A 13,410-nucleotide genomic window follows, 5' to 3' on the forward strand; every position below is an offset into this window, starting at 1 on the left:
GCGGGGCCGCGCGACGCGACGGAGCGACCGCGTGAGCGCCAACGGTGGTACGAAGGCGATCGTCGCCGCCCTGCTGGCCAACGCCGGCATCGCCGTCACCAAGTTCGTCGCGTTCCTGCTGACCGGATCGTCGTCGATGCTCGCCGAGTCGATCCACTCGGTCGCCGACTCCGGCAACCAGGGGCTGCTGCTGCTCGGCGGGCGTCGGGCCAAGCGCGCGGCCACCCCGCAGCACCCGTTCGGCTACGGCCGGGAGCGCTACATCTACGCGTTCATCGTCTCCATCGTGCTGTTCAGCGTCGGTGGCCTGTTCGCCCTTTACGAGGCGTACCACAAGTGGTCGCACGCGGAGGGCATCACCTCGTGGCACTGGGTGCCGGTCGTGGTGCTGGTGGCGGCGATCATCATGGAGACGTTCTCCTTCCGTACCGCGATCGTCGAGTCCAACCTCGTCCGGGGCAACCAGTCGTGGGTGAAGTTCGTCCGGCGCGCCAAGGCGCCCGAGCTGCCCGTGGTGCTGCTGGAGGACCTGGGCGCGCTTGTCGGTCTGGTCTTCGCGCTCTTCGGCGTGGGCATGACGCTGATCACCGGCAACGGCCGGTGGGACGCGGTGGGCACCGCGATGATCGGTGTGCTGCTGGTGGTCATCGCGATCATCCTGGCCATCGAGACCAAGAGCCTGCTGCTCGGTGAGGGCGCCGAGGCGCACGACGTCGCCGCGCTGGAGAAGGCGGTCACCGACGGCCCCGAGTTCGAGCGGATCATCCACATGAAGACCCTCTACCTCGGGCCCGAGGAGCTGATGGTGGCCGCCAAGGTCGCCGTGCCGGCCGGCGTCACCGCCGAGGTGCTGGCGCGGAGCATCAACACCGTCGAGGGTCGGATCCGCGCCGCCGTGCCGACCGCCCGGGTGATCTACCTGGAGCCGGACATCTACCACGCCACCGCCGAGCGGGCGGTCGCCGGTAACGCGTCGCCCGCCGAGCCGGGTGAGGTCGCCGGGCGGCCCGGGAGCTGACCGGTGGAACTGCTGCACGGACCGATCCGCGACTACGCCTGGGGGTCCCGCTCGGCGATCGCCGAGTTGCAGGGGCGGCCGGCGCCGAGCGACGGCCCGGAGGCCGAATTGTGGCTGGGCGCCCACCCGGGCGGCCCGGCCCTGGTCGACCGCGACGGCGACCGGGTGAGCCTGACCGACCTGCTGCTCGCCGAGCCGCACCACTGGCTCGGCGAGCGGCTGGTCGGCCGGTTCGGCACCCGGCTGCCGTTCCTGCTCAAGGTGCTCGCCGCCGACGCCCCGCTGAGCCTCCAGGCGCACCCGGACGCCGAGCAGGCACGCGCCGGGCACGCCGCCGACGCCGCCCGCCCCGACGGGCAGCGCAACTACGTCGATCCGTACCACAAGCCGGAACTGCTGGTCGCGCTCTCGCCGATGGAGGCGCTCTGCGGTTTCCGGGACCCGGCGGCCTCGGCGGCGGCGCTGGCCGGCTTCGGCGTACCCGCGCTGGAGCCGGTGCTGGCGGCGCTGCGGACCGGGCCGGCGGGTTTGCGTGACGCCGTACGGCTGCTGCTGACCTGGCCCGCCGACGGGCGCGACGCGCTGGTGGCGGCCGTGGCGTCGGCGCCGGTCGCGGGGCCGGACGCGGAGCTGGCCCGGGACCTGGCCGCCGCCTACCCGGGCGACCCCGGGGTGCTGGTGGCGATGCTGCTCAACCTGGTGCGGCTGGCCCCCGGCGAGGCGATCTGGATGCCGGCGGGCAACCTGCACGCCTACCTGCGCGGCACCGGCGTGGAGATCATGGCGGCCAGCGACAACGTGCTGCGCGGCGGGCTGACGCCGAAGCGGGTGGACGTCGAGGAGCTGCTGCGGGTGCTGCGCTTCGAGGTGCTGCGCGACCCGGTGGTGCCGCCGCTGGTCCTCGCCCCGGGCCTGGTCACGTGGCCGGTGCCGGTGGAGGACTTCGCGCTGCACCGGGTGACGGTGGACTCGGGACTGCCGACGGTGTCGGTCGAGGTGCCGGGGCCCCGGGTGGTGCTCTGCCGCTCCGGCGAGGTCTCGGTCGACGACGGGGCCGGCGCGGTGACGCTGGCGCCCGGACAGGCGGCCGTCGGCAGCGCCGCCGCCGGGCCGCTGCGCCTGGGCGGCGCCGGGGAGGCGTACGTCGCGAGCTGCGGCCTGCGCTGACCGGCGGGGCGGCGGGCGGCGCGGGGCGACGCGCAAGTCCGACTTTTCCGGAATGGCTTGACGTTGCCCTGGCCGAGTGTGACTCTATGAGTACGCAGCGTTATCGCGACGAAGGTCCGAGAACGCGCGGGGGAACCAAACCGGGGGGATGCACGGGGCGGGCGGACGAGGGACGGGAGACCGTCCACGACCGACCGCCCCGTGCGCTGTCCGCTGATGTCTTCGTGCTCACTTCACCCGACCGGTCCTCCCGTCGGCGGCTCGCGCGCGTAAGGTGAATGGTCGCGCAGCACATCGTCCGACAGGAGATTTCATGACCAGCACCCTCCCGGCGTCCGCCAGCGGCACGCCGTCCGAGGCCCGGCCGAGCACTCTCGCCGAGGGCGACTACAAGGTGGCGGATCTGTCGCTCGCCGAGTTCGGGCGTAAGGAGATCCAGCTCGCCGAGCACGAGATGCCCGGCCTGATGGCGATCCGTCGTGAGTTCGCCGACGCCCAGCCGCTCGCCGGTGCCCGGATCACCGGGTCGCTGCACATGACCATCCAGACCGCCGTCCTGATCGAGACCCTGGTCGCGCTCGGCGCGCAGGTCCGCTGGGCGTCCTGCAACATCTTCTCCACCCAGGACCACGCCGCCGCCGCGATCGTCGTCGGCCCCGAGGGCACCCCCGAGGCCCCGGCCGGCGTCCCGGTCTACGCCTGGAAGGGCGAGAGCCTGGAGGAGTACTGGTGGTGCACCGAGCAGGTGCTCGCCTGGCCCGACGGGCAGGGCCCGAACATGATCCTCGACGACGGCGGCGACGCCACCCTGCTGGTGCACAAGGGCGCCGAGTTCGAGAAGGCCGGCACCGTGCCGCCGGTCGAGTCCGCCGACTCCGAGGAGTACGCGGTCATCCTCGGCGTGTTGCACCGCTCGCTCGCCGAGGACAACCAGCGGTGGACCCGGATCGCCGCCGGCATCAAGGGCGTGACCGAGGAGACCACCACCGGCGTGCACCGGCTCTACGAGATGCACCGCGCCGGCACCCTGCTCTTCCCCGCCATCAACGTCAACGACTCGGTGACGAAGAGCAAGTTCGACAACAAGTACGGCTGCCGCCACTCGCTGATCGACGGCATCAACCGGGCCACCGACGTGCTGATCGGCGGCAAGATGGCGGTCGTGCTCGGCTACGGCGACGTCGGCAAGGGCTGCGCCGAGTCGCTGCGCGGCCAGGGTGCCCGCGTCGTGGTGACCGAGGTCGACCCGATCTGCGCACTCCAGGCCGCGATGGACGGCTACCAGGTCGCCACCCTGGACGACGTGGTCGAGCAGGCCGACATCTTCATCACCGCCACCGGCTGCTTCGACGTCATCACCAACGAGCACATGGCCCGGATGAAGCACCAGGCCATCGTCGGCAACATCGGCCACTTCGACAACGAGATCGACATGGCCGGCCTGGCGAAGCGTTCCGACGTCGAGCGGGTCAACATCAAGCCGCAGGTCGACCTCTGGAAGTTCGCCGACGGGCACGCCATCATCGTGCTGTCGGAGGGCCGCCTGCTCAACCTGGGCAACGCCACCGGCCACCCGAGCTTCGTGATGTCGAACTCGTTCGCCAACCAGACGATCGCCCAGATCGAGCTGTTCACCAAGACCGAGGAATACCCGATCGGCGTCTACGTGCTGCCCAAGCACCTCGACGAGAAGGTCGCCCGGCTGCACCTGGAGGCGCTCGGTGCCAAGCTGAGCACCCTGACCAAGGAGCAGGCGTCCTACCTCGGCATCTCCGTGGAGGGCCCGTTCAAGCCGGAGCACTACCGCTACTGACACCGACCGCGCCGACCGGGCCGACCGCTCCCTCCCGAGCGGCCGGCCCGGTCGGCGTTTCCGGGGCGGGCGCGCCGCCACGGGTCGAGCCAGCCGGCGTCAGCGCGGGCGGTCGCCTGCCGCCAGGTGGTCAGTCCCGGCGGGAGCGGCGACGGGCGGGGCGGACCCAGCTCCAGACGCACCAGACGAGCCACGCCACCGAGACCACGGCGGCCAGCGTGCGCAGCCGCAGCGCGTCGAGCAGCAGCACCACGGCGGGGACGGCCAGCCACGGCCCGAACGCCCTCACGACCGCCACCGGCCGAGCACCATCCGGCGGACCAGCGGCGGAGCGATCCACGACCAGACGCAGAAGAGCATCCAGGCCACGGCGAACAGGCCGGCGAGCACGTCCAGACCCGCGACGTTCAGCAGCACGATGACGCCGACCGCGAACAGCCAGGTGCGGAAGATCCCCAGCCGGTGCAGCGGGCGCAGCGGCAGCAGCAGCGGGTGCGCGTGCACCTGCGCCTCCCAGGCCGCCTCGGCGTAGTCGGCATCGGTCGGGTCGTGCGCCACGGCCTGGCCGAACGCGCGGCGCGCGGTGCCCAACCGGCCACGCCGGGCCGAGGTGGCACCGTGCAGGGCGAGCGCCGCCGGATTGTCCGGCCACGCCCCGAGGAACTCCCTGGCGATCCGGTCGGCCTCCCGGTCGTCCCCCCGGGCGTACGCGAGCTGGACGCGGCACGCGAAGACGGCCGGCTCCTGCGGGCTGATCGCGGCGGCCCGGGCGACCAGGCGTTCCGCCTTGTCGAGCTGCCCCACGGCCGAGCAGAGCTGCGCGTACTGGCACAGCAGCCACGGGTCCTCCGGCTCGATGGCGAGCGCGTCGAGCAGTGCCCGTTCGGCGGCGGGGTACTCGCGGCGGTGGCGCAGCGCGACGCCGAGCCGGCCGAGCAGTTCGGGGTCCGGGCCGGCCTCGGCGAGGCCCCGACGGGTGACGGCGGCCAGGTCGTCCCAGCGGCTCAGCGAGGTCAGCGCGTACGCCCGCAGCCGGAACGCCGCCGGGCTGAGGGCGAGGGCGGTTGGGAGCCGGTCGACCTCGTCGAGGGCCTGCTCCGCGCGGTTCAGCTCGAGCAGGTGCGCCACCCGGGCGAGCTGGACCTCCGGGGCGGTCATACGGCGGCCACCAGCAGGAACAGCAGAGCCTCGACGACCCCGAACAGGAGCACCGCCCCGAGGCCGGGCAGCCACAGCGACGCCGGCTCGTCGCCACGCAGCTCGTAGGCCCGGAACGGACGTTTCTGCGTGGTGGAGGCGGCGAGCCAGACCCCGGCGCCGGCCAGCGCCGCGATCAGCCGGACGGGACGGTCCCCCCAGTCGTCGAGGAAGGCGAGCGTGAGCGCCAGCCGGGCCGTCAGCGCGGCCAGCCCGACGCCGAGCACCATCAGGTTCGTCCGCCGGGGCAGGCCCAGCCGGTGCCCGTTGACCAGGGCCAGCACGGTGGCGGCCAGCGGACCGGCGAAGACGGCGGGGAAGATCAGCGACTGCGGTCGCCACGGCCGGCGTCGCGTCCCGTACGCCGCCGGCGCGATTGTGGGGGTGAACAGATCGTCGGCCACGATGTTCCCGTCTCGGTAGGGGCGAGCGAGCCGGATCCTGCCACAGCCGGGTGACCGACGGCGCTCCCGGATGCAGCGGATTCCAGGTCGCGACGTGTGCGCGGCCCCCGCCCGCCGGTCAGGTGCCGGCGTCGGGCACGGGCCCGCCACCCGCCGGTGCCGCCGGGGCGACCGCCGGCCGTACCCCCGGAACGGGCTGCGCCGGCACGGCGGCCGGCGCCCCGACGGGCACCGCCGGACGGACCGTGCCGGGCGGCACGACGCCCGCGGGCCCGACGGCACCTTGAGAGGTGACCACGCCTGCGGGCCCGGCGGTGAAGTCGGGTCCGGCGGCGCCCGGGGGCCCGGCGGTGAGGTCGGGTCCGGCGGCGCCTTCCGACGTGGCGACGCCCGCGGGCCCGGCGGCGGACGGGATCGCGCGGGCTGGCGCGGGCGGGTGGAGTGTCAGCTCCGGCCAGAGCGTCGCGGCGGCCGACCGGCCGAGCCCCAGCCGGTACCTCGCCCGCCGGTGCCGCTCGCCGAGGACCGCGGCCAGGTAGACGGACTCGGGCATGCCTGGAGGCGGGGGCGGGGTGACCACCGCCGAGACCTCGGTCCACAATCCGTGCCCCAACCGTCCCCGCGCCGGCTCCGCCAGCTGGTGCACCCGGGCCAGGTACTGGCGGGCGGCCAACGCCAGGCCGTCGTCGAGCCGGCTCAGGTCCGCCGCGCCCGCCCAACCGGCCAGCGCCGGGACCGCCGTGGGGACGGGCCGCCAGGCGGTCGCCGTGCGGGTGTGCACGACCAGGGTGCCCGCCACCAGGTCGCCCAGCCGACGCCCGCGCCGGTCGGTCACCATCACCGTCACCCCGGCCACCCAGCTCACCAGCGGCAGCACCAGGCCGGGCCACTCCACGGCCACGCCGACCAGCGCCCGGATCAGCGACTGCCGCGCCGCGACCGGAGCGCCGTCGGCGCTGACCACGCGCAGCCCGACCGCCATCTTGCCCAGCGTGCGGCCGTGGTTGAACCGCTCGCACAGCACCGGGTAGCCGACCAGCACCAGGATCAGGCCCACCGTGGCGATCCCGCCGGCCAGGGCGCCGTCGACCAGCCCCTCCGGCAGGTTGAGCAGCGCGACGCCGACGCTCATGGACAGCACCAGCATGAGGGCCGCCTGCGCCAGGACGTCGAGCAGCAGCGCGAGCACCCGGGAACCGATCCGGGCGGCCCGGACGTCCAGCTCCACGGCCTCCCCGCTGACCAGCCCGGCATCTGCCCACGGTGCGGGTCGCGGTTGTGCTCTCACCCCGACAGTGAACACTATGATCGCCGGACGGGGGTGACGGTGGATCTCGACGCGTACGTCGCGGAACACGGCGGGCAGTGGCGACGGCTGGAGGAACTCTCCGGGCGCGGCCGGCTCGACGCCGCCGAGGTCGACGAGCTGGTCGCCCTCTACCAGCGGGCGACCACCCAGCTGTCGGTGCTGCGCAGCCGCTCACCCGACCCGGCGCTGGTCAGCCAGCTCTCCCAGGTGGTGCTGCGCGCCCGGGCCCGGCTCACCGGGCGCCCGCGCCCGTCGTGGGCGGCGGTCGGGCGGTTCTTCGTGGCCGGCTTCCCCGCCGCGGTCTACCGCGCCTGGCCCTGGTGGTGCGGGGTGGCGACCGGGTTCAGCCTGCTCAGCCTCTTTCTCATCTGGTTCGTCGCGGGCAACCCGCAGACGGCGGCGGCCTTCATCGGCGAGGCGGCGGCCGCCGACCTGGTCGAGTCCGGCTTCGCCGGCTACTACACCGAGTTCTCCGCGCCGACGTTCGCCTTCCACCTGTGGACGCACAACGCCTGGCTCGCCGCCCAGTGCCTCGCCGCCGGGGTACTGATCGTCCCGGTGCTCTACCTGCTCTGGCAGAACGCGCTCAACATCGGCGTGGTCGGCGGGGTGATGGTCGCCTACGGCCGGGCGGACGTCTTCTTCGGCCTGATCACCCCGCACGGGCTGCTGGAACTCACCGGCGTCTTCGTGGCCGCCGGGGTGGGCCTGCGCATCGGGTGGGCGTGGATCGCGCCGCCGACGCAGCTCACCCGGGGGCAGTCGGTGGCCCGGGCGGGGCGAGAGGGCGTGCTGGTCGCCGTCGGGCTGGTGGGGCTCTTCGCGGTCTCCGCCGTCATCGAGGCGTTCGTGACCCCCGCGCCCGTGCCCATTCCGCTCCGCGTGGCCGTGGGCGCCGCCGTCTGGCTCGCCTTCCTGGCGTACGTGGTGCTCCTCGGCCGCCGCGCCACCCACCCGGATCCCGTTGATCATGAAGTTGTTGCCGTGACACGCCGGGCGGACGGGCAATAACTTCATGATCGACGGAGCCTGCCGGTGGGGCCTGTCGGTGGGGCCGCCGGACCGGGTCAGAGGTGGCCCAGGGACTTCAGGCGGAGGTAGGTGTCGGCCAGGGTGGGGGCCAGGCGGCCGGCCGGGGCGTCCACCACCGTCACGCCGTGGCGGGCCAGCGCCACCCGCACCCGGTCGCGCTCGGCCAGCGCGCGCCAGGCCGCCGCTGCGGCGTAGGCGTCCGCCGGGCGCTGCGGGACGGTCGTGGTGAGGGCGGTCAGCACCGGGTCGTGCGTCGCCGCGATCACCACCTTGTGCCGGGCGGCCAGCCGGGGGAGCACCGGCAGCAGCCCCTCGCCGAGGGCACCGGCCTCCAACGCGGTGAAGAGCACCACCAGGCTGCGCTGGCGCTGCCGGCGCAGCAGCTCGCCCGCGATCAGGTCGAAGTCCGTCTCCACGAGCGTCGGCTGGAGCGGGGCGAGGGCGTGCACCACCCGGGGAAGCAGGGCCGGGCCGCCGGTGCCGGTGACCGTGGCCCGTACCGCCGCGTCGGCCGCGAGCAGGTCGACCCGGTCGCCGGCGCGGGCGGCGAGGGCGGTGAGCAGCAGCGCGGCGTCGATCGCGGTATCCAGCCGGGGTTCGTCGCCGACCCGCACCGCCGACGTCCGCCCGGTGTCCAGCACGCACAGCAGCCGGCGGTCCCGCTCCGGCCGCCACGTGCGCACCAGCACGTCGGCGCGGCGCGCGCTCGCCCGCCAGTCGATCGAGCGCACGTCGTCGCCCACCACGTACTCGCGGAGGGTGTCGAACTCGGTGCCCTGGCCCCGCCCCCGGCTCACCTGGATGCCGTCGATGACCCGCAGCCGGGACAGCTTCTCCGGCAGGTGCCGGCGGGAGTCGAAACGGGGCAGCACGCGCAGCGTCCACGGTGGGGTCGCCGGCCGCCCGGAGCGCTGCCGGAACCCGAGGCCCAGCGGCCCGAACGAGCGCACGGTCAACGCCACCGCCGGCCGGTCGCCCCGCCGCAGCGGGGTCAGCCGGCTGGGCAGCGCCACCGTCGCGCCCGGCTCGACGTGCACGAGCTGTCCCGGCGGCACGTCGGGGCGGGCGCCGGCGGAGGGCACCCAGGCGTCGCGGACGCGCGCCCGCAGCGTACGGCCGGAGGGGTTGTGCAGCAGCAGCGCGACGGTGGCGGTGCCGCCGAGGCGGACCGCGCGGTCCCCCTGCCGGGCGGCCGTGAGCGCACCCGGCGGCGCGGCCAGCGCCCGGTCGAGCAGCACCAGCAGCAGCACCGCCCCGGTCATCACCAGCAGCCCGGCGAACGGCGACGGCCAGGCCGGCAGGGTCAGCGCGCCGACCGCCAGCAGGAGCGCCGCCCGCCAGGTCATCGCGGCGTCGGCACGGTGGCGAGCACCGTGTCCAGCACCTGGTCCACGCCGACGCCCTCCAGCTCCACCTCGGGGCGCAGCCGCAGCCGGTGCCGCAGCGTCGGCCGGGCGACCGCCTTCACGTCGTCCGGTACGACGTGGTCGCGGCCGGCCAGCCAGGCCCACGCCTTGGCCGTGTTGAGCAGCGCGGTGGCGCCCCGGGGCGAGGCGCCCAGCTCCAGCGCCGGGGTGTTGCGGGTGGCCCGGCAGAGGTCGACGACGTAGCCGAAGAGCGGCTCGGCCACGTGCACCCGGCCGACCGCCGCCCGGGCCGCCGCCAGGTCGGCCGCGTCGGCCACCGGCCGTACGCCGGCGGCGGTCAGGTCGCGCGGGTCGAAGCCGGCGTGGTGCGCGCGGAGCACGCCCAGCTCCTCGTCCCGGTTGGGCAGCGGCACGGTGAGCTTGAGCAGGAACCGGTCGAGCTGCGCCTCCGGCAGCGGGTAGGTGCCCTCGTACTCGATCGGGTTCTGGGTGGCGGCGACGATGAACGGGTCGGGCAGCGGCCGCCGTTCGCCCTCCACCGAGACCTGCCGCTCCTCCATCACCTCCAGCAGCGCCGACTGGGTCTTCGGCGGCGTCCGGTTGATCTCGTCGGCGAGCAGCAGGTTGGTGAAGACCGGCCCCTCGCGGAAGGTGAAGGCGGCGGTGCGCGGGTCGAAGATCAGCGAGCCGGTGACGTCGCCCGGCATCAGGTCCGGGGTGAACTGCACGCGCTTGGATCCCAGGTCGAGGGCGGTGGCGACGGTGCGGATCAGCAGGGTCTTGGCCACGCCCGGCACGCCCTCCAGCAGCACGTGCCCGCGGCAGAGCAGGGCGATGACCAGGCCGGTGACGACCGCGTCCTGCCCGACGACCGCCTTGGCGACCTCGGCGCGCAGCCGGTGCAGGGCGGCGCGGGGGTCGACGGGGTCGATGGTCGGCGGCTCGGCGGTACCGGCGGGTCGGGTCACCGGGGGTCTCCTTCGGCTCGGTGCGGGTGCGGTGCGGCTGGCGGGGGCGGCCCCGCCGCGGGCGGCGCGGCGGGTGGTGGCGGCCCGGCTGTGGGCGGTGCGGCTGGCGGGGGCGGCGGCCCGTCGGCGGGCACGGCTGGCAGGGGCGGCCCGTAGGCGGCCGGTGGCGGCGTCTCGGCGGGTGGGAGCGGTCCGTCGGGGGCGTGCGGGGCGGCGACGCGGGTCAGCCGGTCCAGCGCGCGGGCCAGGTCCAGCAGGTCCTGGTCGGTCTCGGGCCCGGCGCCGTGCAGCACCTCGTCGGTCCACCGGGGGTCGTCGCCGGTGCGGGCGGCGACCGCGGCGGCCACGTCGGCCGGCGGCGCGGTCGGCGGCAGGTGCAGCCGGGGCGTCAGACGGTCCAGGGCGGCGTTCCGTAGCGTCCGCGCGGCCGCGTCCCGGGCGCCCGCCTTCTCGTAGAGCCGCGCCCGGCCGAGCACCGTCTCCGCCGAGCGGACCGTGACCGGCAGCGGCTCCACCGCCGGCGGGCCGAGCCGGCGGGCCCGCCAGAGCGCGGCCAGCAGGGCGGCAAGGGCGAGCTGGGCCAGCAACGCCCACAGCCAGCCGGGGAAGGCGGACCAGAGCGGGTTCGGCGGGTCGGGCCTGTCGGCCCGGTCCTCGTTCCGGCCCTCGCTGTCGTCGTCGGTCTCCCCGCCCGGGCCCGCCGGGCCGCCGGGCCGCCCGTCGCCGGTGCCGTCGCCGGTGCCGGTGCCGCCGCCCGGGCCGCCGTACCCGGTGGAGCCGCCCGGCGTCGGCGACCAGGCCGGGCTGCCGCTGCTGCCGTCGCCGAAGACCGGCGGGGGTTCGGGGCCGTCCAGGTCGAGCCACACCACCCGGCCGGTCCCGCCGAGCAGCGCGGTGGCGAACGCCCGGTTGTCCCACTCGTCGATCCGGTCGTTGCGGAACGGATCGCTGGCGCCCACCGCCACGGTGCTCTCGGGGACCCGGGGCAGCAGGGCGAGCCCATCGGCGAAGCAGAACCCGACGGGCGCCGACGCGCCTGGGGCGAGCGCGTAGCGTTGCAGCCCGACCGCCACGCGCCCGAGCTGCCGCAACTCGGGCAGCGGGCAGGGCAGGCCCCGCGCGTCCGGCCCCACCGCCTGCGCGGCCCACCGGCGACCGGCCGGTTGCACCGGCAGCAGCCTGACCGCCTCCAGCACCCGTCGCGACGGGTCCACCAGCACCAGCCTGGTGGTCGAGGGCAGCGAGTCCAACGCGCCGACCGTGTCCGGGTGCAGCAGCGCCGGCGCGGGCACGAAGAGCGTGGCCGCCCCGCTACGCGCGGCCAGCAGGGCGCGCAGCGTGTCCGTCTCCCGCTGCACGGTCACGCCCTGCCCGCGCAGCGCGTCGGCGAGCCGGCTGCCGCCGTCGTCCCCCGTCGCGACCGGGGAGAGGAAGCCCTGGTCGCCGGGGTCGGGCTGGTCGACCGCGTGGGTGACCAGGGTGGTGGCCAGCAGCGCCGCGGCCAGGCCCAGCGGGATCAGCAGCCGGTGCCGGCGGCGCCGACGCCGGGGGGCGACGCCCGCGCGGGGCGCCGGTGGTACGGCGGTGGCCTGTGCGCTCATGGTCGTGGCCCGTCCTCGGGTCGCCCGGTCAGCAGCCGGTCCAGGTCGGCGGCGTGCTCCCGCATCCGGTGGTCGTGCTCGACGGAGGCGGGGCGCTGGCCGTACCAGAGCTCGGAGAAGATCGCGCCGGCGGCGCTCAGCGGCGGACCCACCTGGGGTTGGCTGTCCGTGGCGGCCCGCACCAGCTCGGCGACGGTCATGCCGGGCTGCGGCTGCACCACGCGCCGGGCGGCCAGCTCCCGGACCATCGCGCGCAGCCGCTCCCGGACGGCTTCGGCGTACCGGCCCTCGGCGGCGAACCGGTCGGCGAGGGAGACGTACGCGGCGGCCGGCAGCTCGGGCTCGCGGGGCGCGGGGACGACCGGCGACGGGGCCTGCGGCGGCGAGGTCTTCCGGCGGCGCCGACGCAGCCGGGGCAACCGCCGGGGGACCCAGGCCGGGAACGTGTACCAGCCGACCGCGACCAGCACCGCGGCGAGCACCAGCAGCAGGGCGACCAGGGGCAGCGGCACCCGGTCGCCGAGCGCCGCCGTGGTCTCGGTCCACCACCGGCTGGGGCTCATCGTCCGGCCGCCAGCAGGACCGTCTCCGGCGTGCCCGGCCGGGCCCGGGAGAGCCGGATGTCCAGCCCCTCGGTACGCATCCGGGTCTCCAGGTGCAGCACCGCGTCCAGGCAGGCCAGGGCCGGGTAGGCGACGCTGTTCACGCCCGCCCAGACGGCCAGCGACAGCCACCCGGCCCAGGCGCGGTCGACGAGGTCGAACGAGTCCAGCCCGACGTAGACGCCGACGCCGAGGCCGACGCGCACGATCCACCACACGAGGTAGCCGAGCAGCCGGATCCAGCCGGCCCGGCCGGCGCCGCGGACGGCCAGGGCGGCGGCGCGCAGCGGGGCGCGCAGCGGATGCACCCGGTCGACGACCAGCGCCGGCGCCACGGCGCCGAGCAGGGCGAACCCGACGATCCACGCCGGCCCGAACAGCGCGACCCCGCACATCACCACACCGACGAGCACGGCGAGCAGCGCGGTGGCGCCCCAGCGCGCGCCGGCCGGGCGGAGCAGTTCCCGGGGGCCCGGCGCGCGGCCGAACAGGGCGGCCCCGGCGGCCCGGGCGGCCGGATTGCCGAGCAGCAGGACGATCACCGCCTCGGTCGCCGCCCCCACCGCCAGCAGCAGCCAGTACGCGCCGAACCGCCCGAACTCCGGCAGCCAGGCGGGTGGCGCCGTGCCGGCGGCGAGCCGCAGCGGGTACAGCAGGAGCTGCTCGGCCACGGCCAGTACGAGGGCGACCGGCACCAGCACCCGGGCCTGGCCACGCAGCAGCAGGACCGCGGAGTCCAGCAGCTCGCCGACCGTGAGGGGGCGGCGCGGGAGCACGGCGGTCGGGCCGGCGTCGGGCACGCGTACTCCTGGAGGGACGGTGGTGGCGCGTGACGGCGCACGCGGGGATCATGGTGACACGCCCGTTCCGATCGGGTGGACCCGCACGTCGGGGCGGCGATGCCGGGCACCTGCTGCTGGGCGGCGACGGCC

Annotated in this window: 13 protein-coding genes; 4 read left to right on the forward strand and 9 right to left on the reverse strand. The window is 75.7% G+C overall.

Annotated elements, in window-relative coordinates:
* Positions 1–31: 31 nt before the first annotated feature.
* The 3 genes from AC0OO9_RS19475 to ahcY all read left to right on the forward strand — a co-directional run bounded on the left by AC0OO9_RS19475 (position 32) and on the right by ahcY (position 3,998).
* Entirely contained in the window at positions 32–1,018 is a 987-nt protein-coding gene (locus AC0OO9_RS19475; RefSeq protein WP_484511433.1) for a cation diffusion facilitator family transporter, read from the forward strand.
* A 3-nt stretch (positions 1,019–1,021) separates the two neighbouring features.
* Positions 1,022–2,185, forward strand: coding sequence for a mannose-6-phosphate isomerase, class I (gene manA, locus AC0OO9_RS19480; RefSeq protein ID WP_484511434.1), 1,164 nt, complete (start codon positions 1,022–1,024; stop codon positions 2,183–2,185).
* A gap of 313 nt (positions 2,186–2,498) precedes the next feature.
* On the forward strand, positions 2,499–3,998 hold the full coding sequence (gene ahcY, locus AC0OO9_RS19485; RefSeq protein WP_484511435.1) for an adenosylhomocysteinase: 1,500 nt from the start codon (positions 2,499–2,501) through the stop codon (positions 3,996–3,998).
* A gap of 130 nt (positions 3,999–4,128) precedes the next feature.
* On the opposite strand, the gene AC0OO9_RS19490 is transcribed toward ahcY, so the two are convergent.
* The 4 genes from AC0OO9_RS19490 to AC0OO9_RS19505 form a co-directional block, all read right to left on the reverse strand.
* Complete coding sequence (locus AC0OO9_RS19490) at positions 4,129–4,296, reverse strand: hypothetical protein (RefSeq protein WP_484511436.1); 168 nt, start codon at positions 4,294–4,296, stop codon at positions 4,129–4,131.
* The gene (locus AC0OO9_RS19495; RefSeq protein WP_484511437.1) at positions 4,284–5,156 is read right to left on the reverse strand and encodes a tetratricopeptide repeat protein; all 873 of its coding nucleotides are present in this window, start codon (positions 5,154–5,156) and stop codon (positions 4,284–4,286) included. Before AC0OO9_RS19495 ends, AC0OO9_RS19490 begins: the two co-directional genes overlap by 13 nt.
* Positions 5,153–5,599 (reverse strand): hypothetical protein, encoded by a 447-nt coding sequence (locus AC0OO9_RS19500; RefSeq protein ID WP_357576450.1) that lies wholly within the window; start codon positions 5,597–5,599, stop codon positions 5,153–5,155. The genes AC0OO9_RS19495 and AC0OO9_RS19500 overlap by 4 nt, the downstream gene beginning before the upstream one ends.
* 118 nt (positions 5,600–5,717) lie before the next feature.
* Complete coding sequence (locus AC0OO9_RS19505) at positions 5,718–6,827, reverse strand: RDD family protein (RefSeq protein ID WP_484511438.1); 1,110 nt, start codon at positions 6,825–6,827, stop codon at positions 5,718–5,720.
* Positions 6,828–6,920: 93 nt separating this feature from the next.
* Here AC0OO9_RS19505 and AC0OO9_RS19510 point away from each other — a divergent pair, with 93 nt between their 5' ends.
* Positions 6,921–7,919 carry a stage II sporulation protein M gene (locus AC0OO9_RS19510; protein WP_484511439.1) on the forward strand — a complete coding sequence of 333 codons (999 nt, stop codon included), beginning with the start codon at positions 6,921–6,923 and terminating at the stop codon, positions 7,917–7,919.
* Between the two features lie 56 nt (positions 7,920–7,975).
* On the opposite strand, the gene AC0OO9_RS19515 is transcribed toward AC0OO9_RS19510, so the two are convergent.
* The 5 genes from AC0OO9_RS19515 to AC0OO9_RS19535 are packed head-to-tail and all read right to left on the reverse strand — an operon-like array spanning position 7,976 to position 13,278.
* Complete coding sequence (locus tag AC0OO9_RS19515) at positions 7,976–9,286, reverse strand: DUF58 domain-containing protein (RefSeq protein ID WP_484511440.1); 1,311 nt, start codon at positions 9,284–9,286, stop codon at positions 7,976–7,978.
* On the reverse strand, positions 9,283–10,275 hold the full coding sequence (locus tag AC0OO9_RS19520; RefSeq protein WP_207913964.1) for an AAA family ATPase: 993 nt from the start codon (positions 10,273–10,275) through the stop codon (positions 9,283–9,285). Before AC0OO9_RS19520 ends, AC0OO9_RS19515 begins: the two co-directional genes overlap by 4 nt.
* A complete protein-coding gene (locus AC0OO9_RS19525) occupies positions 10,272–11,876 on the reverse strand; it encodes a DUF4350 domain-containing protein (protein WP_484511441.1) in 1,605 nt (534 codons plus the stop codon). Before AC0OO9_RS19525 ends, AC0OO9_RS19520 begins: the two co-directional genes overlap by 4 nt.
* Entirely contained in the window at positions 11,873–12,439 is a 567-nt protein-coding gene (locus AC0OO9_RS19530; RefSeq protein WP_484511442.1) for a DUF4129 domain-containing protein, read from the reverse strand. The genes AC0OO9_RS19525 and AC0OO9_RS19530 overlap by 4 nt, the downstream gene beginning before the upstream one ends.
* A complete protein-coding gene (locus tag AC0OO9_RS19535) occupies positions 12,436–13,278 on the reverse strand; it encodes a hypothetical protein (protein WP_484511443.1) in 843 nt (280 codons plus the stop codon). The genes AC0OO9_RS19530 and AC0OO9_RS19535 overlap by 4 nt, the downstream gene beginning before the upstream one ends.
* Positions 13,279–13,410: the final 132 nt, after the last annotated feature.

It is taken from the genome of Micromonospora sp. USAFONa4, from assembly GCF_057197825.1.

What these genes read in the sequence shown, in the direction of transcription:
- AC0OO9_RS19525 (WP_484511441.1), bottom strand. Translation starts at nt 11,876, where the DNA reads ATGAGCGCACAGGCCACCGCCGTACCACCGGCGCCCCGCGCGGGCGTC.
- AC0OO9_RS19495 (WP_484511437.1), bottom strand. Translation starts at nt 5,156, where the DNA reads ATGACCGCCCCGGAGGTCCAGCTCGCCCGGGTGGCGCACCTGCTCGAG.
- AC0OO9_RS19515 (WP_484511440.1), bottom strand. Translation starts at nt 9,286, where the DNA reads ATGACCTGGCGGGCGGCGCTCCTGCTGGCGGTCGGCGCGCTGACCCTG.
- AC0OO9_RS19530 (WP_484511442.1), bottom strand. Translation starts at nt 12,439, where the DNA reads ATGAGCCCCAGCCGGTGGTGGACCGAGACCACGGCGGCGCTCGGCGAC.
- ahcY (WP_484511435.1), top strand. Translation starts at nt 2,499, where the DNA reads ATGACCAGCACCCTCCCGGCGTCCGCCAGCGGCACGCCGTCCGAGGCC.